Source organism: Leifsonia shinshuensis, from assembly GCF_022606355.1.
In the GTDB taxonomy this organism is placed as follows: Bacteria; Actinomycetota; Actinomycetes; order Actinomycetales; family Microbacteriaceae; genus Leifsonia; species Leifsonia shinshuensis_B.
In genome coordinates this window covers 1302502-1325441 of sequence record NZ_JAHHZQ010000001.1, presented here as the reverse complement: position 1 = coordinate 1325441, position 22940 = coordinate 1302502, and the positions used below count along the sequence as shown (strand labels likewise).

Sequence of the window (22940 nt, the reverse complement as noted above, 5' to 3'; positions counted from 1 at the left end):
CCGACCACGATGACCATGGCGCAGGCCCTCAACCGCGCGCTCGCCGACTCCCTCGCGGCCGACCGCGCCGTGCTCGTCTTCGGCGAGGACGTCGGCACGCTCGGCGGCGTCTTCCGCATCACAGACGGCCTCGCAGCGCGCTTCGGCGAGCAGCGCTGCTTCGACACCCCGCTGGCCGAGTCCGGCATCGTCGGCACGGCGGTCGGCATGGCGATGAACGGCCTCCGCCCGGTCGTGGAGATGCAGTTCGACGCGTTCGCGTATCCGGCGTTCGAGCAGATCGTCGACCACGTGGCCAAGATGGGCAACCGCACACGCGGGGCGGTGCGGCTGCCTCTGGTCATCCGCATCCCCTACGCCGGCGGGATCGGAGGTGTCGAGCACCACTCCGACTCGTCGGAGGCCTACTACGCGCACACGCCCGGGCTCACCGTCGTCACACCCTCCACCCCGCAGGACGCCTACGGCCTGCTGCGTGCGGCGATCGCACACCCCGACCCTGTCGTCTTCCTGGAGCCGAAGAAGCTGTACTGGTCGACCGGCGAGGTCGATGTCGCCGCTCCTCTGCCGCGCATCGGCAGCGCCAGGATCGCCCGGCAGGGGACCGACGCGACGTTGATCGCGTACGGGCCGACCGTGCCCGTCGCACTCGCAGCAGCGGAGGCCGCGGACGAGGAGGGCCGCAGTCTCGCCGTGGTCGACGTGCGGACCCTCACCCCCTTCGACGACGAGACCGTCTGCGCCGCGGTGCGGGCGACCGGCCGTGCGGTCGTCGTCGCGGAGGCTCCGGGCTTCGCGAGCGTCGCCGCCGAGATCGCCGCGCGCGTCTCCGAGCGCTGCTTCCACCACCTGGAGGCGCCCGTGCGCCGGGTGACCGGCTTCGACACCCCGTTCGCCCCTCCGAAGCTGGAGCGCTTCTACCTGCCGGGCGTCGACCGGGTGCTCGACGCCGTCGACGACCTGCAGTGGGAGGACGCGTGAACGTCTTCGCGCTGCCCGACCTCGGCGAGGGTCTGACGGATGCCGAACTCGTCCGCTGGCTGGTCGCGGTCGGCGACACCATCGCCGTCGACCAGCCGATCGCCGAAGTGGAGACCGCCAAGTCGGTCGTGGAGGTGCCGTCGCCGTTCGCCGGTGTGGTGGTGGCCTGCCACGGCGAGGAGGGCGAGACCATCCTCGTCGGCTCCCCGCTGCTCGAGGTGGAGGAGCCGGCAGTGGTGGAGGAACCGGCGGAGGAGGAGGTACACGCGCGCGCCCCCGAACCCGTCGCCGCGGGCTCCGGCCAGGTGCTCGTCGGCTACGGCACCACCGACCACGCCACGGCACGGCGGCGCGGGCGGACCGCGGCCCGCAGCGGCACACCCGCCGGCGCCCCGGGCCGCGTCGTCCCGGTCGTCTCGCCGGTCGTGCGCGCCCTCGCCCACACGCACGGCATCGACCTGGCGTCGCTGACCCCGTCCGGTGCCGGCGGCGTCGTGACCCGACGCGACGTGGAGGCCGCGCTCGCCGCGGCGAAGGCCACCGCCCCCGCTGCGCCTCCGACCCGGCCCGTCGCGCCGCCGCGCCCGACGCCGGACGTGCCGGCCTCAGCCGCGCACGGCGTCGATCCCCGCACCGGCCTCCGTGTCGCGGCGGTCACGCCGTTCTCGCGGCTGCGCCGCACCGTCGCCGAGACGATGACGCGCAGCCGCTCCGAGATCCCGGAGGCGACAGTGTGGGTCGACGTCGACGCCACCGAGCTGTGGGAGGCCCGCCGCGCCCTCGGCCGCGCGGGCCGGCCGCCGTCGATGCTCGCGTTCGTCGCGCGCTTCGCGCTGAGCGCCCTCGCCCGGCATCCCGAGCTGGCCGGGCGCGTCACCGCCGCCGGCGACGGCGTCGAGACCTTCGAGGGGGTCAATCTGGGCTTCGCCGCCGACACCCCGCGCGGACTGCTCGTCCCCGTCGTCCGCCGAGCCGACGCCCTGAGCGTCCGCGATCTCGACGCCGAGCTCGGCAGACTGGCAGCCGCCGCGCGGGAGGGTGCACTGCCTCCCGCCGACCTGACCGGTTCGACGTTCACCGTGAATAACTACGGCAGCCTCGGCGTCGACGGCAGCGCAGCGATCATCAACCACCCGGAGGTCGCCATCCTCGGCATCGGACGCGTCATCGAGCGGCCGTGGGTGATCGATGGCGCCGTCGTCGCGCGGCGCGTCGTGCAGCTCAGCCTGGTGTTCGACCACCGGGTCACCGACGGGGGTGTCGCCGCACGCTTCCTCCGCGAGATCGCGGACGCGATCGAGTCGCCGATCTCCTTCCTCGCCGGCGAGGTGCCGGGTACGGTGAGATCATGAGCGACAAGCAGCCCGACGACGGCCGGCGTGGTGCCGACAAGAAGGACGACGACTACGACCTCGACTTCGAGAAGGAGCTCGCGCCCGAGGAGAACATCCCCTGGCTGCCGCACCCGGAGCCCAGCGACGGCGAGGCACCGGCGCCCTGATCCTCTCGGCGCGATCCGCCCGCGGTGAGCGGGCTCGACCTGTCAGGCCCCCGTCGGGTCATCGGCCCCGCCGGGTCGTCCACCCGCCGGGCCATAGGCTTCGCCGGGTCATAGGCTAGGGGGAGTGACCTCCCGTTCCTTCCCCCTCTGGCTCGCGCTCGTCTTCGCCATGCTCTGCGGGGCGGGCATCGCGCTGCAGTCGCGCATCAACGGTGAGCTCGGCAGCCGCCTCGGCGACGGGGTCACCGCCGCCGCCATCTCGTTCGGCTCCGGGCTGCTCATCCTGATCGTCGCGATGGCGATCGCGCCGGTCGGCCGGCGGGGGCTCGGCCGCGTGGTCGCGGCGCTCCGCGGTCGCGAGCTGCCCTGGTGGTACGTGGCCGGCGGGGCGGCGGGAGCCTTCCTCGTGCTGTCGCAGGGCGTGGCCGCCGCGGTTCTCGGGGTCGCGCTGTTCACGGTCTCCGTCGTCGCCGGTCAGACCGTCAGCGGTCTGGTGCTCGATCGCGTCGGCCTGGGGCCTGGCGGCCGGCGCCCGATAACGCCCGCCCGGCTCGCCGGTGCGATCATCGCGCTCGCGGCCGTCACGTGGGCCGTCTCGTCGCAGTTCGGCGGGGGAGTGCCGGTGTGGCTCATGCTGTTTCCGCTGATCGCGGGACTGGGACTGGGGTGGCAGCAGGCCGTCAACGGTCAGGTGCGCGTGGTCGCCGAGAGCGCCCTCACGGCGACCTTCATCAACTTCGCCGTCGGGACGACCGTGCTCCTGGTGCTGATGGCGGTCGACTGGAACGTCCGCGGCCTCCCGAACCCGCTGCCCGCGGAGCCGTGGCTGTACGCGGGCGGGGCGATCGGCTGCGTGTTCATCGCGGCGGCCGCGCTGCTGGTCCGGGTGACCGGCGTCCTGCTGCTCGGTCTGGCGACGGTGGCCGGTCAGCTCGTCACGGCGCTGCTCCTGGACGTCCTCGCGCCAACCTCGACGCGGGCCGTCGCCTTCTCCACGATCGGAGGCACGCTGCTGGCCCTCGTCGCCGTCGCGGTCGCGAGCGTGCGGTGGGGGCGACGCCCTGAGCCGGGGGCGCGCGCCGAGCAGGGCTAGAGCCTCAGTCGAGGACGCTGAGGAAGCGCTCGGGGTCGACCGTCTTGCGGTGCCCCTCCTTGCTGTCCTCCGGCACTCCGCCGACGTAGAGCCAGCCGAGCAGACGCTCGTTCTTGGCGAGGCCGTGCATCCGGTGCACGGCTTTGGAGCGCGTCTGGTGGCCGGTGCGCCAGATGACGCCCCAGCCGGCGTCGTGGAGGAGCAGGCTCAGGGTGTGGGCGACGCCCGAGGCGACGGCGTCCTGCTCCCAGCCCGGCACCTTCTCGCTCTTCGTGCGCACCGAGACGATCGCCAACAGCAGGGATGATCTGAGCGGCTTGGCAGCAAGCTTGTCGGCGGCCTCCCCTGTCACCTTGGCGTCCGTGACGAACGCCCGGCCGAGCCGCACGCGGGCGTCGCCGCGCAGCTCGATGACGCGCCACGGGTGCAGTGCGGAGTGGTCGGCCACGCGTCCGGCGGCGGCGACCAGCGGCAGCAGCTCCTCGTGGCTGGGCGCGGCGGGGGTCACGCGCGAGTACGACCGGCGCGCGGCGACCCGCTCGGCCAGGTCGGTGGTGGCGCGTCCGCTCGCCGGAAGGTCCGTCATCCCGCGTCCGGCGCGAAGTTCAGGGAGATCGAGTTCATGCAGTACCGGTCGCCGGTCGGCGTGCCGAAGCCGTCGGGGAACACGTGGCCGAGGTGCGAGCCGCAGGCGGCGCAGCGCACCTCGGTGCGGACCATTCCCAGGCTGTCGTCTTCGAGCAGCTGCACCGCCTCCGGGCGGATCGACTCGTAGAAGCTCGGCCAGCCGCAACCGCTGTCGAACTTCGTGCCCGACTTGAACAGTTCGGCGCCGCACGCCGCACAGGTGTAGAGGCCGGCGCGCCCCTCGTCGAGCAGCTCGCCCGTCCACGGCCGCTCGGTCCCCGCCTCGCGCAACACGGAGTACTGCTCGGGGCTGAGCTCCCGACGCCACTCGTCGTCCGTCTTGCTGACCCCGTACGTCTGCTGTGCTGCGTCGTCCTGCGGTGCACCCATCGTGCGATCCTTTCGTCGTGGCGTTCCCCAGCCTAAACGCCGCCACCCGCCCCGCTGTTCCGTGTTTCGACTCGCGACGTGCCGCGTCCAAACGGGTAACACTCAGGACGCCGCCCCTAGGATGACTCGCGAGCGCGGGGACGGGCTGACTCGAAGACGGCGAGGGGAGGCGGTGCGTGTGGCGGAAGCCGCTGACCACCGGATCCCCCCGCCCGACGCGGGCGGCCTGACCGACCGTGAGGCCGCCATCCTCGCGTTCGAGCGTCAGTGGTGGCGGCATGCCGGCGCCAAGGAACAGGCGATCCGCGAGGAGTTCGGACTCTCCGCTGCGCGGTACTATCAGCTCCTCGGAGCCCTGATCGACCGCCCAGAGGCGCTCAGGCACGACCCCATGCTGGTCAAGCGCCTGCTCCGGCTGCGCGAGACCCGGCTGGCAGCACGGCGATCCCGGACACTTCGGTCCGGCGACTGACACCGCGAGGAAACCACCCCTAGATGGCAGAGAAGTACCCGAGAGACCGGTTCGACGACATCCCGGACGGCCTCCAGCGCGTCGGCGCGCACCGGGGTCCGCGGCCGAAGGGCCGCGGCTGGATCGCCGTGGCCTGGGCCGCGCTCGCCGTGGTCGTCCTGGTCGGCGCCGGCATCTTCGGTCTCTCGCTGGTGAGCGGTTCCATCTCCTTCCACGGCGCCCCGAACAGCCCGTCTGGAACGCCGACGCCGACGCCCACACCCACCCCGACGATCGCTGCGACGGTCGACCCGTCGCTGTCGGTGAACGTGCTGAACGGGACGACGACCGAGGGCCTCGGCACCAAGGTGAAGGATGTCCTGACCACCGCGGGCTGGAAGGTCGGGGCCGTCGCCAACGCCGACCAGCAGAACCTGACGCAGACGGTCGTGTACTACTCCGACCCGAAGAATCAAGCGGCAGCGCTGGGCGTCGCGGCCTCGCTCCCCGGCGCAACCGTCGAGGCCTCCCAGGCCTTCGCCGACACCGGAGCGGACCTGACCGTCGTCATCGGGAGTGACTACACCGGCTGACCCCGCGTCATCCTGCGGCTGTACGGGGTGTGATCCCTGTGTTTCACGCGTGTTTAAGTTTCGGCGTATTTGGTAACGGAATGGCCAAAAGACTGGCGTTACCTGGCATTACAAGCATTAGGATCGGGAGTCAACGCCAGGCGCTGGACCGGGCGAGCGACACAGCAATGGGAGTAATGCATGGCGAACGGGACCGTGAAGTGGTTCAACGCTGAAAAGGGCTACGGATTCATCACCGTCGAAGGTGGGGGGCAGGACGTCTTCGTTCACTACTCCGCAATCGACATGAACGGCTACAAGGTTCTCGAAGAGGGCCAGCAGGTGCAGTTCGAGGTCGGCTCGGGCAACAAGGGCCCGCAGGCCGAGTCGGTGCGTCCGCTGTAGTACGCAGCGATCGGCAAGACCAGATAGTGGAGAGCGTCGCCCCTCGGGGCGGCGCTCTTCTTTTCGCTCGTCGCGATCCGTCCCGCCATCGAGCTGCACCGCGCTTGCACTCCACGGGCGCGAGTGCCAGAATCGCTTTAGCACTCCATCTGATCGAGTGCTAATAAACGGAATCTTTCGCAGACGTCCGGGAGGGACGAGAAACACATGGCAAAGATCATTGCTTTCGACGAGGACGCCCGTCGCGGCCTCGAGCGCGGCCTCAACATCCTGGCCGACACGGTCAAGGTGACGCTGGGCCCGCGCGGTCGCAACGTCGTCCTCGAGAAGAAGTGGGGCGCCCCCACGATCACGAACGACGGTGTCTCCATCGCGAAGGAGATCGAGCTCGACGACCCGTACGAGAAGATCGGCGCGGAGCTCGTCAAGGAGGTCGCGAAGAAGACCGACGACGTCGCGGGTGACGGCACCACCACCGCGACCGTCCTGGCTCAGGCGCTCGTCAAGGAGGGCCTCCGCAACGTGGCCGCCGGCGCCGACCCGATCACCCTCAAGCGCGGCATCGAGAAGGCCGTCGCTGCGGTCACCGCCGAGCTCGTCGACTCCGCCAAGGAGGTCGAGACCAAGGCCGAGATCGCAGCGACCGCGTCCATCTCCGCCGGCGACACCACCATCGGCGAGATCATCGCCGAGGCCATCGACAAGGTCGGCAAGGAGGGCGTCGTCACCGTCGAGGAGTCGAACACCTTCGGCACCGAGCTCGAGCTGACCGAGGGCATGCGCTTCGACAAGGGCTTCCTGTCGCAGTACTTCGTCACCGACCAGGACCGCCAGGAGGCGGTGTTCGAAGACCCGTACATCCTCATCGCCAACCAGAAGATCTCCTCGATCAAGGACCTGCTCCCGATCGTCGACAAGGTGATCCAGGCCAACAAGCAGCTCCTCATCATCGCCGAGGACGTCGACGGGGAGGCCCTGGCCACCCTGATCGTCAACAAGATCCGCGGCATCTTCAAGTCCGTCGCCGTCAAGGCTCCGGGCTTCGGCGACCGCCGCAAGGCCATGCTGCAGGACATCGCGATCCTCACCGGCGGCCAGGTCATCTCCGAGGAGGTCGGCCTCAAGCTCGAGAACGTCACCCTCGACCTGCTCGGCCAGGCGCGCAAGGTCGTCATCACCAAGGACGAGACCACCATCGTCGAGGGCGCGGGCGACCCCGAGGCCATCGCCGGCCGCGTGGCCCAGATCCGTGGCGAGATCGAGAACACCGACTCGGACTACGACCGCGAGAAGCTCCAGGAGCGCCTCGCCAAGCTCGCGGGCGGCGTCGCCGTCATCAAGGCGGGCGCGGCCACCGAGGTCGAGCTCAAGGAGCGCAAGCACCGCATCGAGGACGCCGTCCGCAACGCGAAGGCCGCCGTCGAGGAGGGCATCGTCGCCGGTGGTGGCGTGGCCCTCATCCAGGCCGGCAAGACCGCGTTCGAGAAGCTGTCGCTCGAGGGCGACGAGGCGACCGGTGCGAACATCGTCAAGGTCGCTATCGAGGCTCCGCTGAAGCAGATCGCGATCAACGCGGGCCTCGAGGCCGGCGTGGTGGTCGCCAAGGTGCGCGAGCTCCCGGTGGGCCACGGCCTCAACGCCGCGACCGGCGAGTACGTCGACATGCTGGCCTCCGGCATCAACGACCCGGTGAAGGTCACCCGCTCGGCGCTGCAGAACGCCGCGTCGATCGCCGGACTCTTCCTCACCACCGAGGCCGTCGTCGCCGACAAGCCCGAGAAGAACCCGGCGCCGGTCGGCGACCCGGGTGCCGGCATGGACTTCTGAGTCCTTCCGACACGACAAGAGGGCGTCTCCCGTTCGCGGGAGGCGCCCTCTTTCGTGTCTGCGGCGAGGATTGCTAGAGTGGTTGTGTGACACGTGACATCTCAGATGTAAAGCCTGCAACGTCGACGGCCGACCGAGGGCCTGCATCGGGCGGCTTCCGCGGTGATCTCGAGGGCCTTCGCGCCGTCGCGGTCGTCCTGGTGGTCGCGTATCACGCTCAGCTGCTCGGCCTGGTGGGCGGCTACGTCGGCGTCGACGTCTTCTATGTGCTCTCCGGGTTCTTCATCACGGGTCTGCTCGTCCGTGAGTTCCGGCGCACCGCGCGGCTGGACCTCGTCGCCTTCTACGTCCGGCGCGGGCGACGCCTGCTCCCGGTCGCAGCCGTCGTCCTCGTCGTCGTCGCCGTGGCCGGGTACCTCATCCTGCCGTTCGTGCAGTGGACCTCGCTGGGCTGGGACATCGTCGCGGCCGGGCTCAACGTCGCGAACTTCCGCTTCGCGGCACAGTCGACCGACTACCTCGCACAGGGGGTGGACCAGTCCGCGGTGCTGCACTTCTGGTCGCTCGGCGTCGAGGAGCAGTTCTATCTGTTCTGGCCGCTGCTCGTCCTCGGCCTGATGGCACTGGGCCGGAAGGGCGCGAAACCGGGTGGCGAGGGTCGCCGCACGACGACGGTGCTCGTAGTCGGGATCGGGACGATCGCGGTGCTGTCACTCCTCGCGAGCGTCATCCTCACCGCGACCGCCCAGTCCTGGGCATTCTTCATGCTGCCGACGCGCGCGTGGGAGCTCGCTGTCGGCGCGCTGATCGCCGTGCTCGCACCCGCGCTCGGGCAGATCCCGCACGCGGCGCGGCGCCTCCTCGCGGTGGTCGGGGTCGTCGGCATCGTCGTCGCAGCGGTCGTGTTCGACGACAGCACGCCGACGCCCGGCATCGCGATGCTCCTGCCGGTGGTCGCCACCGCGGCGGTCATCGTCGGCGGTGATGCGAGGGGCGTCGGCGCGGGGGCGGTGCTGCGGTGGGCTCCGCTGCGGTGGATCGGCCGGTGGAGCTATTCGATCTATCTCTGGCACTGGCCGTTGCTGGTGTTCCCCGCAGCGATTCTCGGCGCGCACATCGGCGAACTCTCCGTGCCTCTCCGAGTCGGGCTCTGCCTGGCGTCGATCGTGGCGGGGATCCTCTCGTACGTGTGCGTGGAGCGCGTGTTCCGCACGCCGAAGGCCTCGCCGGGCCTCTCGCCACGCCGCGGGGCGCGCGTCGGGCTCGCGATAGCGGCCGCCTGCGTCGTCGTCGCGGTCGTGCCCGGAGTCGCACTGATCGCGGTGACGGGCACGAAGGCAGGCGCACCGGTGACCGCCTCCACGCAGGCCCCGGCCGACGGCGACGACGCGGCCCGGCACCTCCGGGAGGGCCTCGCTCTGTCGTCGTTGCCCGCGTCGCTCACGCCGTCGCTCGCTGCCGCGGCCGACGCGCTGCCCGCGACCTACGCGAACGGGTGCCACCTCGAGTTCGCGCACACGGAGTTCGGCGAGTGCGTCTTCGGAGACCAGGGCGCGCGGCGCACCGCCGTCCTGGTCGGCGACTCTCACGCGGCGCAGTGGTTCCCGGCCCTCGATCGCGTCGCAGCGGAGAACGGGTGGCGCCTGGTCTCGCTCACCAAGTCCGCCTGCGCGCCGACGACCGCCCGCCTGCCGCACCCATCCGACTCCGGCCGCGACTACACCGAGTGCGCTGAGGCGCATCGGTCGGTGGTCTCCCGTGTGGCCGAGCTGCGACCGCAGCTGGTCCTCGCCTCGGCGATGGTCTCCCACAAACTGTCCGGGGCGGCGTCGACGGCCTGGTTCTCAGGAGTGACGGACTTCCTCGGGCAATTGAGCGACGCGGGTGCCGAGCAGATCGTCGTGCTGGGCGACACACCGCGGCCCGCAGCGGACGTGCCCTCCTGCGTCGCCAAGAACGTCGACGCGCTCCGCAAGTGCAACGCGTCGGCCGACACGGCCAGCCCCGCCGGGCTGACCGACCGGATGGCGGCCGCGGCCGAGTCGGCTCGGGCCCGATTCGTGGCGACCACGGACTGGATGTGCATCGACGGAGGCTGTCCGGTGGTCGTCGGGAACACGCTGATGTACCGAGACGAGTCGCACATCACACCGGAGGCCGCCGTCTGGAGTTCAGCGCATCTGGCGGGTCTCCTCACGCCTCCCTCGGGCTGATCGCGCGGGCTGTTATCGTCTCGATCGAGGTGGAGCATGAGGACGAGGCGCGTGGCGGCAGTAGCCGCACTGACCGCAGCGCTGCTGTGCCTGACCGGGTGCGATGCGATCGCGGGCTTGGTCGGATCCGGGGGCGCGACGCCGCGCTCGACGCCCCGACCGGTCGTCAGCGCCTCCGCTCCTCCGCTCGACTGTGCCGCCTTCACCGCCGCGCCGCCCGTCGAAGCGCTGCTCGGCGGCGCAGCGCCCCTCGCCGATTCGCCGGCGGATGCACTCACGACTCCGGCGGGCCGTGGGCCGTTCGCGGCGCAGGCCGCCGGGGGAGGCTGGTGCCGCTGGGGTGACGACCCGGCTGAGGCCACCGCGTCGACTTCCGTGCACACCCCGCCCGTACACACCCTTTCGGTGCAGCTCCTCCCGCGTGCGACGGCGATCTGGCAGCGTCTGACCGATCAATACCCCGAATCCGCCGCGATGGGCGCCCACTACGACGGAGGCGAGTCCCGCGGAGGCGAGTGCGCCACGGCGCCGGGCGGTCGCGGGAGCCGCTGTCACACCAACGTGCTGGTCGGAGCGTCCTGGTTGGCCGTGGACGCTGTCAGCGGCACGTCGGTGATCGACGAGAAGGCCTTCCACGCGCTGGTCCAAACGTTCCTGCCGGCCGCCGCAGCGGTCGACGCCCGTTCCGCGACGCCGGGCCCGACCGCCAGTCCGCGGCCGTTGCCGTGCGGCGGCGCCGACTGGCTGAACCCCGTGGCCGGGGCGTTCGGCCCGCAGACCGTCACGACGCTGGAACCCGGCGAGAGCTTCGGGTTGGCTACGGCGCTCCTCGACGTCCCCGGTTCGGTCACGTGTGCGTACCGCACGGGCGGCGACGGCGCGTCGGGCTACCTCGGCACGGTGTCCGTGCTCCGTGATGCCGCCGACGCCTACGCGACCTATCACTCGGTCGTGGTGGACCGCGACCCGGATGCAAGCGGCGGCACGATCGAGAGCGGCGGCAAGCAGTTCGCGACTCTGGTCCGCACCACCGCCGCTTCGGGTTCGACGCCGGCGGAGACCGTCGTCGACGCGCTGGTCGGCGACGCGTGGATCCAGTTCGCGGCACAGGCCGGCTCCGACGACCAGGCGGCCGCGGTGGTCCAATGGGTCGCCGGTCGCCTCTGACGGGCGCGGCTGGGCACACCGTGCGGCGGCTCTAGGCTGTCGGGATGGAGAGCCAGCGCCCCGTAGCGATCGTCACCGGTGGTTCGCGAGGCATCGGAGCGGCCATCGTCCGGCGCCTGGCCCGCGCGGGATACGACCTGGTCGTCACCTACCGCTCGGACGAGACCGCGGCGGAACAGGTGGCGGCGTCTGTCGCGAGCACGGGCTCGCGGGTGGAGCTGGTCCGCGCCGACCTCGCGACGGACCTCGGCATCCAGGCCCCTTTCGACGTCGCGGCAGAGCGGTTCGGGCGCCTGGACGCCCTGGTCAACAACGCGGGGATCAGCACGCGCTACGCGCCCTTGGCCGACACCCCGGCAGCCGAGGTGCGGCGAACGATCGAGGTCGACTTCGTCGCGGCCGTGCTCGGTGCGCGACTCGCCGTCCGGGAGTTCCGACGACTCGGCACCGGCGGCGTGATCGTGAACATCACCTCGGGTGCCGCGACGCTCGGCAGCCCGGGCGAGTACACCCACTACGCCGCGGCGAAGGCGGGGCTGGACGCGTTCACGATGGGGCTGGGCAAGGAGGTCGGTCCGCACGGCATCCGCGTCGTCGCCGTCGCCCCCGGCCTGGTGGACACCGACCTGCACTCGACCACCGGCGACGCGGGTCGCGTCGAGCGGATGGCCCCGGGCATCCCGTTGCAGCGCGCGGCCGATCCGGACGAGATCGCCGCCGCGGTCGAGTGGCTGCTCGGCCCGGACGCGGGCTACGTCACGGCCACGACGTTGCGGGTCGCCGGCGGGCGGTGATCCGGCGACGGCCCGGTGCCCCAGCACCGTCGGTCAGCCGGTGACGCCCGTAGCCTCCACCGCGCGCGCAGAGTCGGCCAGCGGCAACGACACCCGGAAGGTCGCGCCGCCGCCGTCGGTCTCCACGACCTCCACCGTGCCGTGGTGGGCCGACACGATCGACGACACGATCGCCAGGCCGAGCCCGCTGCCGCCGGTCTCGCGGGCGCGGGAGGTGTCGGCGCGCCAGAAGCGCTGGAAGATCTTGTCGCGGATCTGCGGCGGGATGCCGTCGCCGTGGTCGCGGACCTCCAGCACCGCACGATTGGCGCGGTGGTCGACCTGCACCGCGATCTCGATCGGGCTGTCCTCCGGGGTGTAGCGCAGCGCGTTGCCCATCAGGTTGGTGACGACCTGACGGAGCTTGTTCTCCTCGGCCATGACGACCGCGGGCTCCGCAGGCGGCGCGGCGAGGGCGACGCGCTCGGCCGTCGTCACCGGGATCGGTCCAGTGGAGCCGCGGCGACCGCGGCTGCCGCGGCGGAGGCGGGCCAGTGCCGACCCCGCGAACGCGATCGGACCCGTGGCATTGGCCGGTCGGGCCTCGTCGGGGATCGTGTACGGCACGGTGTCCACGCCGGGCTCCTCCGGATCCGCCGCAACCGGCGGCACCGGCGCCCGCACCGGGCTCGGCGTGAGCACGGTGACCACCCGGCCGGGGGAGCCGGCCATCGCGTCCATCGCCGCGTCGCGTGCGATCCGCACGAGGTCGACCGGGTGCAGGTCGAGCGGCTTGGTCTCGTCGAGGCGCGCCAGCTCGAGCAGGTCTTCGACCAGGAGGCCCATGCGGATGGCCTCCTTCTCGATGCGGTCCATCGCCTGTGCGACGTCTTCGGGAGTCTGCAGCGCGCCCATCCGGTACAGCTCGGCGTAGCCGCGCACCGACACCAGCGGTGTGCGCAGCTCGTGGGAGGCGTCACCGACGAACCGGCGCATCTGGTCGATGGTGCGTGCGCGGTCGTTGAACGCGCGGTCGATGCGGTTCAGCATGGTGTTGAGGGAGCGGTTCAGCCGCCCGACCTCGGTGTTCGGCGTCGCGCCGCCGAGGCGCTGGCTGAAGTCGCCGTCCGCGATCGCCGCCGCCGTCTGCTCTACTTCGCGCAAGGGCGAGAACGTCGTGGTCACCAGCATCCGGGTGAGGCCGGCGCCGACGATGATCACGATGACGCCGAACAGGAGGAAGATCGCCAGGAAGGCCGCCATCACCGTGTCGATCTGGCTGGTCGTGGTGGCGACGATCACGGTCGCGAGCTCGCCGGTGCCGGCGAACGTCTGCGTCGTGACCAGGGCGCGGTACGACGTCCTGCCGTCGTTGCTGTACAGCGAGTAGCCGCCGACCGGCATCGTCTTGGCCTCGGAGAGGGTGAGGCTGGTGGGGATCGCCGGCCGGTGGGCGTACGGGATGTTCGCCCAGTTCGTCTTGACCAGCTTGCCGTTGGAGTCGTACAGCGCCGCGAAGTAGTCCGACGGGCTGGAGTCGGTCGCGATCTTGTCCTTGTCCGACGACGATCCGTACAGATACGTGTTGACGTACGTGGCACCCGATGCCGCCGAGAGCTGCGCGTCGAGCTGCTCGAGCAGCACCGGCTTCAGCATCGCCATGGTGCCGATGCCGGTCACGAGCAGCCCGAGCGTCAGCATGAGCACGGTCACCCCGGTGATCTTCGTGCGCAGGGAGATCGCGTTCCAGCGGTCGAGCAGGCGTGAGTGCATCAGGCCGTCAGTCTATGCAGGGGTAGCTGTGCCGCGGATGTGGGCGCTGGTCACGCCTTCGCGGCCTTGAGCATGTAGCCGAATCCGCGCTTGGTCTGGATGAGCGGCTCGCTGGAGTGCGCATCCACCTTGCGGCGCAGGTACGAGATGTAGGACTCCACGATGCCGGCGTCGCCGTTGAAATCGTACTCCCAGACGTGATCGAGGATCTGCGCCTTCGACAGCACGCGGTTGGGGTTGAGCATCAGGTAGCGCAGCAGCTTGAACTCGGTCGGGCTGAGCTCGATCGGGGTGTCTCCCACGTAGACCTCGTGGGTGTCCTGGTCCATCGTGAGCTCGCCGGCGCGGATCACCGCGTCTTCATCGGCCTGCATCGTGCGGCGCAGGATGGCCTTGATGCGGGCCACGATCTCGTCGAGGCTGAACGGTTTGGTGACGTAGTCGTCGCCGCCGACCGTCAGACCGGTGATCTTGTCCTCGGTGTCGTCCTTGGCGGTGAGGAACAGGATCGGCGCGGTGTAGCCCGCGCCGCGGAGTCGCTTGGTGACGCCGAACCCGTTCATGTCCGGGAGCATGACGTCGAGGATGATGAGGTCTGGCTCCTCTTCGAGGACCGCGGAGATCGCCTGCGCGCCGTTGCCGACCGCGCGCACGGCGAAGCCGGCGAAACGGAGGCTGGTGGTGAGGAGATCGCGGATGTTCGGCTCGTCGTCGACGATGAGAATGCGGGGTCCTGCGTTCATGCGAAACAGTATCTGCGCGTCTGCTGAATTCTGCCTGTGAGCCGACGGTGCGCAGTGCGTGTGCCGACGGTGCGCGGTGCGTGCGAGGGGCTGGCGCGGGCAGTGTGAACAGTGGATGCTGAAGGGACCAGCGATCGGAGCAGCCATGTCCCATCCCACCGTGGTCATCGCCGGAGCAGGCTTGGCCGGAGCCACGACCGCCGTCGAGCTGCGCGAGCGTGGGTTTGCCGGCCGCATCCTGCTGTTGGGCGCAGAGGCGCACCACCCGTACATCCGGCCTCCGCTCTCCAAGGAGTTCCTGAAAGGCGAGGCGCCGTTCGCGGACGCAGCGGTGAGACCGGACAGCTGGTACGCGGAGAACGAGGTGGAGTTCCTGCCCGAGTCGGAGGCCGGCTCGTTCGACCCGGGCGCGCACGAGCTCTTCGTCTCCGGCGGCGCCAGGATCACCTATGACAGCCTCGTGCTGGCCACCGGCGCGTCGCCGCGCCCGCTCGGCGTTCCGGGCAGCGGTCACGGCGCCGTCTTCTCCCTGAGAACAATCGAGGATTCGCAGTGGCTGCGCTCCGCCCTGGAGGTCGGCGGCCGCCGGGTGGTGATCGTCGGCACCGGCTGGATCGGCATGGAGGTCGCCGCGGCCGCACGCAGCTACGGCAACGAGGTCACCGTGGTCGGGAGGTCCGCGGTCCCGCTCGGGTCGGCGATCGGCCCGGAGCTGGGGCACGTCTTCGAGACGCTGCACCGCGACAACGGAGTGGCCTTCCGCAACGACGCGCACGTGGTCGCCGTCGAGGGCGGCGACGAGCAGGCCGTCGTGCTGGCGACAGGGGAGCGCATCCCGGCCGATGTCGTGGTCGCGGGCGTCGGCGCGTCGCCGAACACGATCGTCGCCGAGCGCTCGGGCCTCGCCCTCGACGATGGCGTACCCACCGACCAGGGGATGCGCACCGTCGTCGAGGACGTCTACGCGGTCGGCGACGTCGCGAACCCGCTGCTCCCGGCCATCGGCCGGAGGCTGCGCAACGAGCACTGGGCCAACGCGATCGCCGGTGGCACGGTCGCCGCGCGAGCGATCGTCGGGGAGGACGCGAGCTACGACGACATCCCGTACTTCTACTCGGACCAATACGATCTGGGGATGGAGTATTCGGGCTATGCGCCGTTGGCGACCGGAGCGGACGTCGTGTTCCGCGGCGATGTGGGCGCACGCGAGTTCATAGCGTTCTGGCTGCGCGACGACCGGGTGGTCGCCGGCATGAACGTCAATGTGTGGGACGTCCAGGAGCAGATCCAGCGCCTGGTCCGTGCCGGGGAACCCGTCGACCGCCGACGGCTCGCCGACGAGGGCGTCGACCTTGCCGCCCTCTGATCTCCCCGGAACCGACCTCGCGATGTACCTCCCCCCGCTCCGCATCCCCGTGCGCACGATCGGTGCACGCACGTTCGACTTCTCGCGGCGGGTGGCCGTGATGGCGGTGGTGAACCGCACGCCGGACTCCTTCTTCGACCAGGGGCGCACCTTCGCGCTCGATGCCGCCGTCGCCGCGTGCTTCGCAGCGGTCGAGGCCGGCGCCGACTGGGTGGACATCGGCGGCGCGCCCTTCGCCCCTGGGGCTCCGATCCCGGCGGGCGAGGAGGCCGATCGCGTCGTGCCCGTCGTGGCCCAGCTGCGCGCCGGCTCCGATGCGGTCATCTCGGTGGACACGTTCCACGCGGCCGTCGCCCGGGAGGCGATCGCGGCGGGGGCGACCGTCATCAACGACACCACAGGGCTCAGCGACCCGGACCTGGCGCGCGTGGTCGCCGACAGCGACGCGACCCTCGTGCTCACCCACAGCCTCGCGACGCCGCGCACCTTCTACCCGCGCCCCGCGTACGACGACATCGCCGGCGAGATCGCCGCCTTCCTGCTCGAACGGGTCGAGCGCGCGAACGCCGCCGGGGTGCCGGAGGAGCGGATCATCCTCGACCCGGGCCACGACCTGAACAAGAACACCCTCCAGTCGCTCGAGCTGACCCGCCGGCTCTCCGAGATCGCCGACCTCGGCTATCCCACCCTCGCCGCGGTCTCCAACAAGGACTTCATCGGCGAGACGCTCGACGCGCCGCGCAACGAGCGCCGGGACGGGTCGATCGCCGCCGCCGTCGTCGCGATCGTCAACGGGGCCCGCATCATCCGTATGCACGACGTGGCCGGTTCGGTCGCCGCGGCGCGCATGACGGAGGCCATCCTCGGGCTCCGCGAGCCCGCGTATCTCAAGCACAACATGGGCGACGTCAATGACTGAGGCCGCGATCGACGTGATCCTCCCGCTCCCGGCCGAGGAGGGAATCAGCGACGCCCGGATCGCCGAGCTGTACGGCGCGGGCGTCGAGCCGAACTGGGTCCGCATGAACTTCGTCTCCAGCGTCGACGGCGCCGCCACCCGCCAAGGACTCTCCGGCGGCCTCTCGGATGACGCCGATCACCGGGTCTTCGACATCCTGCGCCGCCTGTGCGACGTGGTGCTCGTCGGCGCGGGGACCGTGCGAGCCGAGGGCTACGGCGCCATGCGCGTCGACGAGGTCTCCCAGCGCGCCAGGCGGTCGGCCGGAATGACCGCCCACCCCGTCTTCGCGATCGTCTCGGCGAGCCTCGACCTCGACACCGCGAGCCCGATCTTCCGGGACGCGCCCGAGCGCCCGATCGTGGTCACGACCGGGCTCTCCCGGGCGGACGCGAGGGAGGCCCTCTCCGAGGTGGCCGACGTGGTCGTGTGCGGCGAGGAGCGCGTGGAGCCGCGCCGGCTGGTGGAGACCCTGGTCGCCCGCGGGCTGACACGCATCCACGGCGAGGGCGGCCCGCATCTGTTCGGCGACTTCATCGCGGCGGGTGCCGTCGACGAGCTCTGCCTGACGGTCGGTCCGACTCTGGAGGGTGGCGTCGCCTCGCGCATCTCCGCGGGCGCTGCGCCGATCCTCCCGGTCGGCATGCGGCTCGCCCACGTCCTCCGGGCCGGCGACACCCTGCTGCTGCGGTACGTGCGGCGCGCGTGAGCCCGTGGAGCTGGACGGCTGGGCCAACCGGACGTCCCGTCGCCGAGGGGCACCCAACCGCCCCTAAAAGCGCGTTTTCGGGGCGCCTACGTGCCCCTCGGCCCCACCCCTATGCCGCCGCGAGGGCGTGCGCGTCGAGGATCGTGTACGAGTAGCCCTGCTCGGCGAGGAAGCGCTGCCGGTTCTGCGCGAAGTCCTGGTCGACAGTGTCGCGCGAGACGAGGGTGTAGAAGTTCGCCGAGAGACCCGACTGCTTCGGCCGCAGCAGCCGGCCCAGCCGCTGGGCCTCCTCCTGGCGTGAGCCGTACGAACCGGAGACCTGGATCGCGACCGTCGCCTCCGGGAGGTCGACCGAGAAGTTGGCGACCTTGCTGACCACCAGCACCGGCGTGGTCCCGTCGCGGAACTCCTGATAGAGCCGCTCGCGCTCGTCCACAGGGGTCGCGCCGGTGAGCTGCGGAGCGCCGAGTGCCTCGGCGAGCTCGTCGATCTGGTCGAGGTACTGGCCGATCACCAGGATGCGCTCGCCCGCGTGCCGGTCGACGAGCTGCTGCACGACCTCCAGCTTGGCGGGTGCGGTCGCGGCCAGCCGGTACCGTTCGTCGTCCGCCGCAGCCGCATAGCTGAGCCGGTCGGAGGCGGGGAGGTCGATGCGCACCTCGAAGCACGCGGCGGGGGAGATGAAGCCCTGCGACTCGATCTCCTTCCACGGCGCATCGAAGCGCTTGGGACCGATCAGGCTGAAGACGTCGCCTTCGCGGCCGTCCTCGCGCACGAGGGTGGCCGTCAGGCCGAGGCGGCGCCGTGCCTGCAGCTCCGCCGTGAGCTTGAACACCGGGGCGGGCAGCAGGTGCACCTCGTCATAGACCACGAGGCCCCAGTCCAGCGCGTCGAGCAGGGCGAGGTGGGCGTACTCGCCCTTCCGCTTCGCCGTGAGGATCTGGTAGGTCGCGATCGTGACCGGCTTGACCTCCTTCACCTGGCCCGAGTACTCGCCGATCTCCTCCGCGGTGAGCGACGTGCGCTTGAGCAGCTCGTCGCGCCACTGCCGGGCCGACACGGTGTTGGTCACGAGGATCAGCGTCGTGGTCTTGGCCGTCGCCATCGCGCCGGCGCCGACCAGGGTCTTCCCGGCGCCGCACGGCAGGACCACGACGCCCGAGCCGCCGTCGAAGAAGTTGGAGACGGCCTTGCGCTGGTAGTCGCGCAGCGCCCAGCCGCTCTCGTCGAGGTCGATCGGGTGCGGGGTGCCCGGGGTGTAGCCCGCGAGATCCTCAGCGGGCCAGCCGAGCTTCACGAGCTCCTGCTTGAGCTGCCCGCGCGCCCAGGCCTCCACCGTGAAGGTGGTCTCGTCGCGCCGCTCGACCAGCAGCGGCGCGATGCGCTTCGCGGTCGCGACCTCCAGCAGCACCGGCCGGTCGGCGGACCGCAGCAGCAGCGTGCCGTCGTCGTCGCGCTCGATCACCAGCCGGCCGTAGCGGCCGACCGTCTCCGAGACGTCGACTGTGACGGTCTGCGGGATCGGGAACTTGGAGTACTTCTCCAGCGTCCCCAGCATGTCCTCGGCGGTGTGCCCGGCCGCGCGCGCGTTCCACAGCCCCAGCCGCGTGATGCGGTACGTGTGGATGTGCTCTGGGGCGCGCTCCAGCTCGGCGAAGACGGCGAGGTCGTGGCGGGCGTCCTCTGCCGCGGGATGCGCGACCTCGAGCAGGACGGTGCGGTCGCTCTGGACGATCAGGGGGCCATCGGACATGACCGCTCAGTCTACGCTGCGCAGACCCTTGACGCTGGAGAGCGGCAGGGTCCGCTCGATGTCGGCGGCGCGGTCTCGGCCCCTGAGCCGCCCTCCGCCGATGCCGGTCGGCTCGAGCAGATAGTCGACCAGCCGCCCGTCGGGCATCGCCACCTGGACGATCACGGTCTGCCGGGCGCGCACCGCCTGATCGAGCTGGCGGGCGAGCCATTGCTCCGCGGTGTCCTCGTCCGCTGCGTCCTCCTGCCGCAGGCGGGCGACCAGCTCGGCGGCGGGGTCGCGCGACTCCGCGACGGAACGCTCGGCGATGACACGGCGTTGCGGCGTGACGACGGCGCCGGAGGCGTTCTCCGCGACGACGGGATAGCGGGCGTCGCTCAGCGCCCAGAACACCACGTCGCGCGGGAAGCGGCTCGACAGCGTCGTGTCGTCGACGCGCAGCAGTCGCAGGGACGACAGCGCCTGGTCGACCGCGATCGTCCCGAGAAGCATCGCGTCGTCGGAGCGCACCAGCGCGTGCCCGTCGTCCGCCGCCCGCACGCGCACGCGGCCGTGCCGCGCGACCGCCTCGGCGATGAGGTAGTCGAGCGGCTGGGGCACGCCGGTGAGGGAGACGGCGGCGAGGAACTCGTGGATGCTCGCCGCCGTCTCGCCGGCCGTCACCGCCCGATCGACGGAGGCGGCGGAGAACCGGAACGTGGAGGCGAGAGCGCGGCTCTCGAGGTCCGCCATCGTGCGCAGCCGCGATTCGACCTCAGGAGCGAGCGGGCCGGGGGAGATCACCGTCAGATCGTGCTGGAGGTAGACCTTCGAGACCTCGGCGGGGAAGTGCGCGACCATCGCCTCCGTCGCAGCGGCCGGTCCGGACTCGAGAAGGGCCGTGCCCGCGCCGCTCGGCAGCCGGCGGGCGGTGAGCCCCAGGAACTCGGCTTCGGCGACGCGTTCGGCGATGCGCTCCTGCGCCTCTGCGGCCGAGGCCGGGTACAGCCAGGCGATGTGCGCGCGCAGGCCGTCGTCCCACGGTGTCCTGCTCCTCGCCGCGAACAGGGTCGACAGATCGCCGGGGAGGCTGTCGAGCCAGGCGGCCGCGAGCGCCCGCCAGCGGTCGGGTGTCGTCGCGTGCTGCCAGGCCGCCGCCTGCGCCGTGGGCAGCCACACGCCGTCGGAGACGGCCGCCAGACCTGCACGGTCGGCGACGTCGAGGATCGTCGGGACCGTACCGGACTCGACGGCCAGCGCCTCCGCCAGCCGTTTGGCCGCCGGCAGCGCGAGCCCGCCCTTCTGCAGCTCCCGGGCTCCTTCGCGGCCGAGCTCCGCGAGCAGTTCCGAGACGCTCGCCACCGCTTCGAACGCGCGCTCGGCCGCCAGCCGGTCGATGGCGGGCAGCTCGTCCTCCGTCGTCGCGACAGGGACGGGGGGAGGCGCGGTGGCGAGCACGGCGTCGGGGCGGGGGAGGCCGCGCTGCGGACCGGAGTCGAGCAGGGCGGTGACGGCCTCGTACGGGGCCGCGCCCCCGTCGGTGCCTCCGTCCGCTGGGTGGACGAGCAGGAGACGGCTGAGGGTCGCGAGCGTCGCGGCCGCGCGGCGGGCGTCCGTTCCGGCGGTGGCCGGGTGTTCGGCGAGACGTTCGGCCAGCCGTTCGGCGGACCGCGGGTCGCTCTCGCGGCCCAGCACGATCAGCGCCGCGAGCTGGAGGCGGTCGAGGGGCGCGATGGCCCGGACGAGGTTGTCCGGGTCGAGGAGCGCCTCCGCGAGGTCGAAGAAGTCGGAGATGCCCGCTCGGCGCACCGGGCGGGCGCGCAGGGCTGCGACGAGCTCGTCGTCCGGCAGTGCGCGGAGCCGCGCTGCCAGAGCGAGCGTCGTCGTCATCACGCCGGTCCGGCGTGCCGCGTCAGCGCCGGCCCTTGGGCTTGGACTTCGGCTTCGCGGCGGCGAGCGCTGCGGCCTCCGCCTCGGCTTTGGCTGCCGTTCTACGTTGCCGCACGCTGAGGATGATCACGACGATGATCAGCACGAAGGCGACAGGGAAGGCGACGAGCGGGAACACGATCACTGCGGGCCAGAGACCGACGCCCGAGCCCTGCTGCGGCATCGCACCGGCCGCACCGCCGATGAGCATGGCCGCGAAGCAGACCAGGGAGACCACGACCAGGGCCGCTGCGATGAACGCGAGGGTCCGCTGAGCGCGGGAAACGGGAGGCGGGGTCTGCTGGGTCACGAAATCAAGGATAATTGAGGTTGGTCATTCGATCCCCCATGTGAAGTGAGGTTCCCATGCCTACCGGCAAGGTCAAGTTCTACGACGACGAGAAAGGCTTCGGCTTCATCAGCTCCGATGACGGCCAGGAGGTCTTCTTGCACGCCTCGGCGCTGCCCGCAGGCGCGGTGGTGAAGGCGGGATCCCGACTCGAGTTCGGCATCGCCGACGGCAAGCGCGGCGCCCAGGCGCTCTCTGTGCGCGTGCTCGAGGCGCCTCCGAGCCTGGTGAAGATGAAGCGCAAGTCGGCCGACGACATGGCGATCATCGTCGAAGACCTCGTGAAGCTGCTCGATGGCATCGGCGCCAATCTGCGCCGCGGAAAATACCCGGACAAGGCGCACGGCGCCAAGATCGCGGCGGTGCTGCGCCGGGTTGCGGACGATCTGGATGCCTGACGACGCGGGGGTGCTCGACGACGCCGGGATGCCTGACGACGTGAGTGGCGAGACGTCGGTCGGCGGCGGCGACGACGTCGCCCAGGGTCTCGACGACACGCGGATCGGTGACGTGAGCGACCTCGTCGCGGCCGTCCCGCTCGCGCGGGCGGCCCTGGCCGAGATCACGCCGGAGTCCACGATCGGCGAGCCCCTGGGGCACGTCGTTGAGGCCGACGGCGTCGTCTCCCTGCTGTTCGTGTCCACCCTCGCCGGCTATCCCGGATGGCACTGGACCGTCACCGTGGGCCGCGCCGACGACGACGCCCAGCCGACCGTGCTCGAGGCCGAGCTGATGCCCGGCGACGACGCGCTGCTCGCGCCCGACTGGGTGCCGTGGTCCGAGCGTCTCGCGGAGTACCAGGCGGCCCAGGAGGCGCTCGCCGCCGAGGCCGAGGAGGCCGGGGCCGAGGGCGACGACGACGACCGCGTCGACTCCGATGACGATGACGAGGACGACTACGACGACGAGGACGAGGAGTCTGCGGAGTCCGACGACGACTCCGACGACGACCACGACATCCACGACCTCCACGGTGACGACGACCTCGACGGTGTCGACATCGACTCGGTCGACGTCGCGTACGACGAGGACACCGACGTGGACTCGGAGCTCGACCTCGCCTCGGAGGAGGCCGCTGCGCTCGCCGACGACGAGACCGACGAGCCAGACGAGACCGACGAGTCAGCGGCGGCGCCGGACGCGCGTGATGCTGAGGTAGGCGAAGCCGAGTAGGCCGAGCGAGATCCCGACGATCACCGTCCCGATCCACCACCCGCCTCCCGCGGCGGTGATCGGGGCGGCGAAGACGAGCGTCGGGATCAGCGCGAGCACCCACAGGCCGAGGCCGACGAGCACGGCCCGCCGGTCGTCCGTGGGGACGGGGACCGGATCGGGCCGGCGCTCGTCGTCACGCAGCCACAGCCGCATGATCGGCTCCCGT

General features: G+C 71.3%; 24 protein-coding genes. 16 read left to right on the top strand and 8 right to left on the bottom strand.

The window, feature by feature from the left end:
• The first annotated feature begins 9 nt into the window (after positions 1 to 9).
• From KNO15_RS06385 to KNO15_RS23295, 4 genes are all read left to right on the top strand, one after another.
• Positions 10 to 981, top strand: a complete 972-nt coding sequence (locus KNO15_RS06385; protein WP_241702705.1) for an alpha-ketoacid dehydrogenase subunit beta — start codon at positions 10 to 12, stop codon at positions 979 to 981.
• Positions 978 to 2333, top strand: a complete 1356-nt coding sequence (locus KNO15_RS06380; RefSeq protein WP_241702572.1) for a dihydrolipoamide acetyltransferase family protein — start codon at positions 978 to 980, stop codon at positions 2331 to 2333. The genes KNO15_RS06385 and KNO15_RS06380 overlap by 4 nt, the downstream gene beginning before the upstream one ends.
• Positions 2330 to 2482 carry a hypothetical protein gene (locus KNO15_RS06375; protein WP_241702571.1) on the top strand — a complete coding sequence of 51 codons (153 nt, stop codon included), beginning with the start codon at positions 2330 to 2332 and terminating at the stop codon, positions 2480 to 2482. The genes KNO15_RS06380 and KNO15_RS06375 overlap by 4 nt, the downstream gene beginning before the upstream one ends.
• 124 nt (positions 2483 to 2606) lie before the next feature.
• Entirely contained in the window at positions 2607 to 3575 is a 969-nt protein-coding gene (locus KNO15_RS23295; RefSeq protein ID WP_241702570.1) for a DMT family transporter, read from the top strand.
• 4 nt (positions 3576 to 3579) lie between these two features.
• On the opposite strand, the gene KNO15_RS06365 is transcribed toward KNO15_RS23295, so the two are convergent.
• Together KNO15_RS06365 and msrB are read right to left on the bottom strand one after the other, a co-directional pair.
• Positions 3580 to 4161, bottom strand: coding sequence for a nitroreductase family protein (locus tag KNO15_RS06365; protein ID WP_241702569.1), 582 nt, complete (start codon positions 4159 to 4161; stop codon positions 3580 to 3582).
• Positions 4158 to 4592 (bottom strand): peptide-methionine (R)-S-oxide reductase MsrB, encoded by a 435-nt coding sequence (msrB, locus tag KNO15_RS06360; protein ID WP_241702568.1) that lies wholly within the window; start codon positions 4590 to 4592, stop codon positions 4158 to 4160. The genes KNO15_RS06365 and msrB overlap by 4 nt, the downstream gene beginning before the upstream one ends.
• Before the next feature lie 172 nt (positions 4593 to 4764).
• On the opposite strand from msrB, the gene KNO15_RS06355 reads away from it, so the two are divergent.
• From KNO15_RS06355 to KNO15_RS06325, 7 genes are all read left to right on the top strand, one after another.
• Complete coding sequence (locus KNO15_RS06355) at positions 4765 to 5064, top strand: DUF3263 domain-containing protein (protein WP_241702567.1); 300 nt, start codon at positions 4765 to 4767, stop codon at positions 5062 to 5064.
• Positions 5065 to 5087: 23 nt separating this feature from the next.
• Positions 5088 to 5636, top strand: coding sequence for a LytR C-terminal domain-containing protein (locus tag KNO15_RS06350; RefSeq protein WP_241702566.1), 549 nt, complete (start codon positions 5088 to 5090; stop codon positions 5634 to 5636).
• 180 nt (positions 5637 to 5816) lie between these two features.
• Entirely contained in the window at positions 5817 to 6020 is a 204-nt protein-coding gene (locus KNO15_RS06345) for a cold-shock protein (protein ID WP_055914585.1), read from the top strand.
• A gap of 207 nt (positions 6021 to 6227) precedes the next feature.
• Positions 6228 to 7847, top strand: coding sequence for a chaperonin GroEL (gene groL / locus KNO15_RS06340; protein ID WP_241702565.1), 1620 nt, complete (start codon positions 6228 to 6230; stop codon positions 7845 to 7847).
• Between the two features lie 86 nt (positions 7848 to 7933).
• Positions 7934 to 10060 carry an acyltransferase family protein gene (locus KNO15_RS23290; RefSeq protein WP_241702564.1) on the top strand — a complete coding sequence of 709 codons (2127 nt, stop codon included), beginning with the start codon at positions 7934 to 7936 and terminating at the stop codon, positions 10058 to 10060.
• A gap of 51 nt (positions 10061 to 10111) precedes the next feature.
• Complete coding sequence (locus tag KNO15_RS06330; RefSeq protein ID WP_241702563.1) at positions 10112 to 11227, top strand: hypothetical protein; 1116 nt, start codon at positions 10112 to 10114, stop codon at positions 11225 to 11227.
• 44 nt (positions 11228 to 11271) lie between these two features.
• Positions 11272 to 12021, top strand: a complete 750-nt coding sequence (locus tag KNO15_RS06325) for an SDR family NAD(P)-dependent oxidoreductase (RefSeq protein ID WP_241702562.1) — start codon at positions 11272 to 11274, stop codon at positions 12019 to 12021.
• Positions 12022 to 12054: 33 nt separating this feature from the next.
• Here the strand turns inward: KNO15_RS06325 and KNO15_RS06320 are convergent, their stop codons facing one another.
• Complete coding sequence (locus KNO15_RS06320; protein WP_241702561.1) at positions 12055 to 13773, bottom strand: sensor histidine kinase; 1719 nt, start codon at positions 13771 to 13773, stop codon at positions 12055 to 12057.
• 50 nt (positions 13774 to 13823) lie between these two features.
• On the bottom strand, positions 13824 to 14516 hold the full coding sequence (locus KNO15_RS06315; protein WP_179605211.1) for a response regulator transcription factor: 693 nt from the start codon (positions 14514 to 14516) through the stop codon (positions 13824 to 13826).
• Between the two features lie 145 nt (positions 14517 to 14661).
• Between KNO15_RS06315 and KNO15_RS06310 the strand changes: the two genes are divergently transcribed.
• Genes KNO15_RS06310 through KNO15_RS06300 form a run of 3 tightly spaced genes read left to right on the top strand, consistent with a single transcriptional unit; the run spans position 14662 to position 17549 of the window.
• Positions 14662 to 15882, top strand: coding sequence for an NAD(P)/FAD-dependent oxidoreductase (locus KNO15_RS06310; protein ID WP_241702560.1), 1221 nt, complete (start codon positions 14662 to 14664; stop codon positions 15880 to 15882).
• A gap of 22 nt (positions 15883 to 15904) precedes the next feature.
• On the top strand, positions 15905 to 16801 hold the full coding sequence (folP, locus tag KNO15_RS06305) for a dihydropteroate synthase (RefSeq protein WP_241702704.1): 897 nt from the start codon (positions 15905 to 15907) through the stop codon (positions 16799 to 16801).
• Positions 16794 to 17549: a pyrimidine reductase family protein gene (locus tag KNO15_RS06300; protein WP_241702559.1), complete on the top strand. Its 756-nt coding sequence runs from the start codon at positions 16794 to 16796 to the stop codon at positions 17547 to 17549. Before folP ends, KNO15_RS06300 begins: the two co-directional genes overlap by 8 nt.
• A gap of 109 nt (positions 17550 to 17658) precedes the next feature.
• Here KNO15_RS06300 and KNO15_RS06295 read toward each other — a convergent pair whose 3' ends face one another.
• Genes KNO15_RS06295 through KNO15_RS06285 form a run of 3 tightly spaced genes read right to left on the bottom strand, consistent with a single transcriptional unit; the run spans position 17659 to position 21520 of the window.
• On the bottom strand, positions 17659 to 19302 hold the full coding sequence (locus tag KNO15_RS06295; RefSeq protein WP_241702558.1) for a DNA repair helicase XPB: 1644 nt from the start codon (positions 19300 to 19302) through the stop codon (positions 17659 to 17661).
• A 6-nt stretch (positions 19303 to 19308) separates the two neighbouring features.
• On the bottom strand, positions 19309 to 21171 hold the full coding sequence (locus KNO15_RS06290; protein ID WP_241702557.1) for a helicase-associated domain-containing protein: 1863 nt from the start codon (positions 21169 to 21171) through the stop codon (positions 19309 to 19311).
• Between the two features lie 22 nt (positions 21172 to 21193).
• A complete protein-coding gene (locus KNO15_RS06285) occupies positions 21194 to 21520 on the bottom strand; it encodes a hypothetical protein (protein ID WP_241702556.1) in 327 nt (108 codons plus the stop codon).
• Between the two features lie 56 nt (positions 21521 to 21576).
• Here KNO15_RS06285 and KNO15_RS06280 point away from each other — a divergent pair, with 56 nt between their 5' ends.
• Together KNO15_RS06280 and KNO15_RS06275 are read left to right on the top strand one after the other, a co-directional pair.
• The gene (locus KNO15_RS06280; RefSeq protein ID WP_055914617.1) at positions 21577 to 21957 is read left to right on the top strand and encodes a cold-shock protein; all 381 of its coding nucleotides are present in this window, start codon (positions 21577 to 21579) and stop codon (positions 21955 to 21957) included.
• Positions 21950 to 22732, top strand: a complete 783-nt coding sequence (locus KNO15_RS06275; protein ID WP_241702555.1) for a DUF3027 domain-containing protein — start codon at positions 21950 to 21952, stop codon at positions 22730 to 22732. The genes KNO15_RS06280 and KNO15_RS06275 overlap by 8 nt, the downstream gene beginning before the upstream one ends.
• Here KNO15_RS06275 and KNO15_RS06270 read toward each other — a convergent pair.
• Positions 22682 to 22927, bottom strand: a complete 246-nt coding sequence (locus KNO15_RS06270; RefSeq protein WP_241702554.1) for a DUF2530 domain-containing protein — start codon at positions 22925 to 22927, stop codon at positions 22682 to 22684. The two genes, KNO15_RS06275 and KNO15_RS06270, sit on opposite strands and share 51 nt — an antisense overlap.
• Positions 22928 to 22940: the final 13 nt, after the last annotated feature.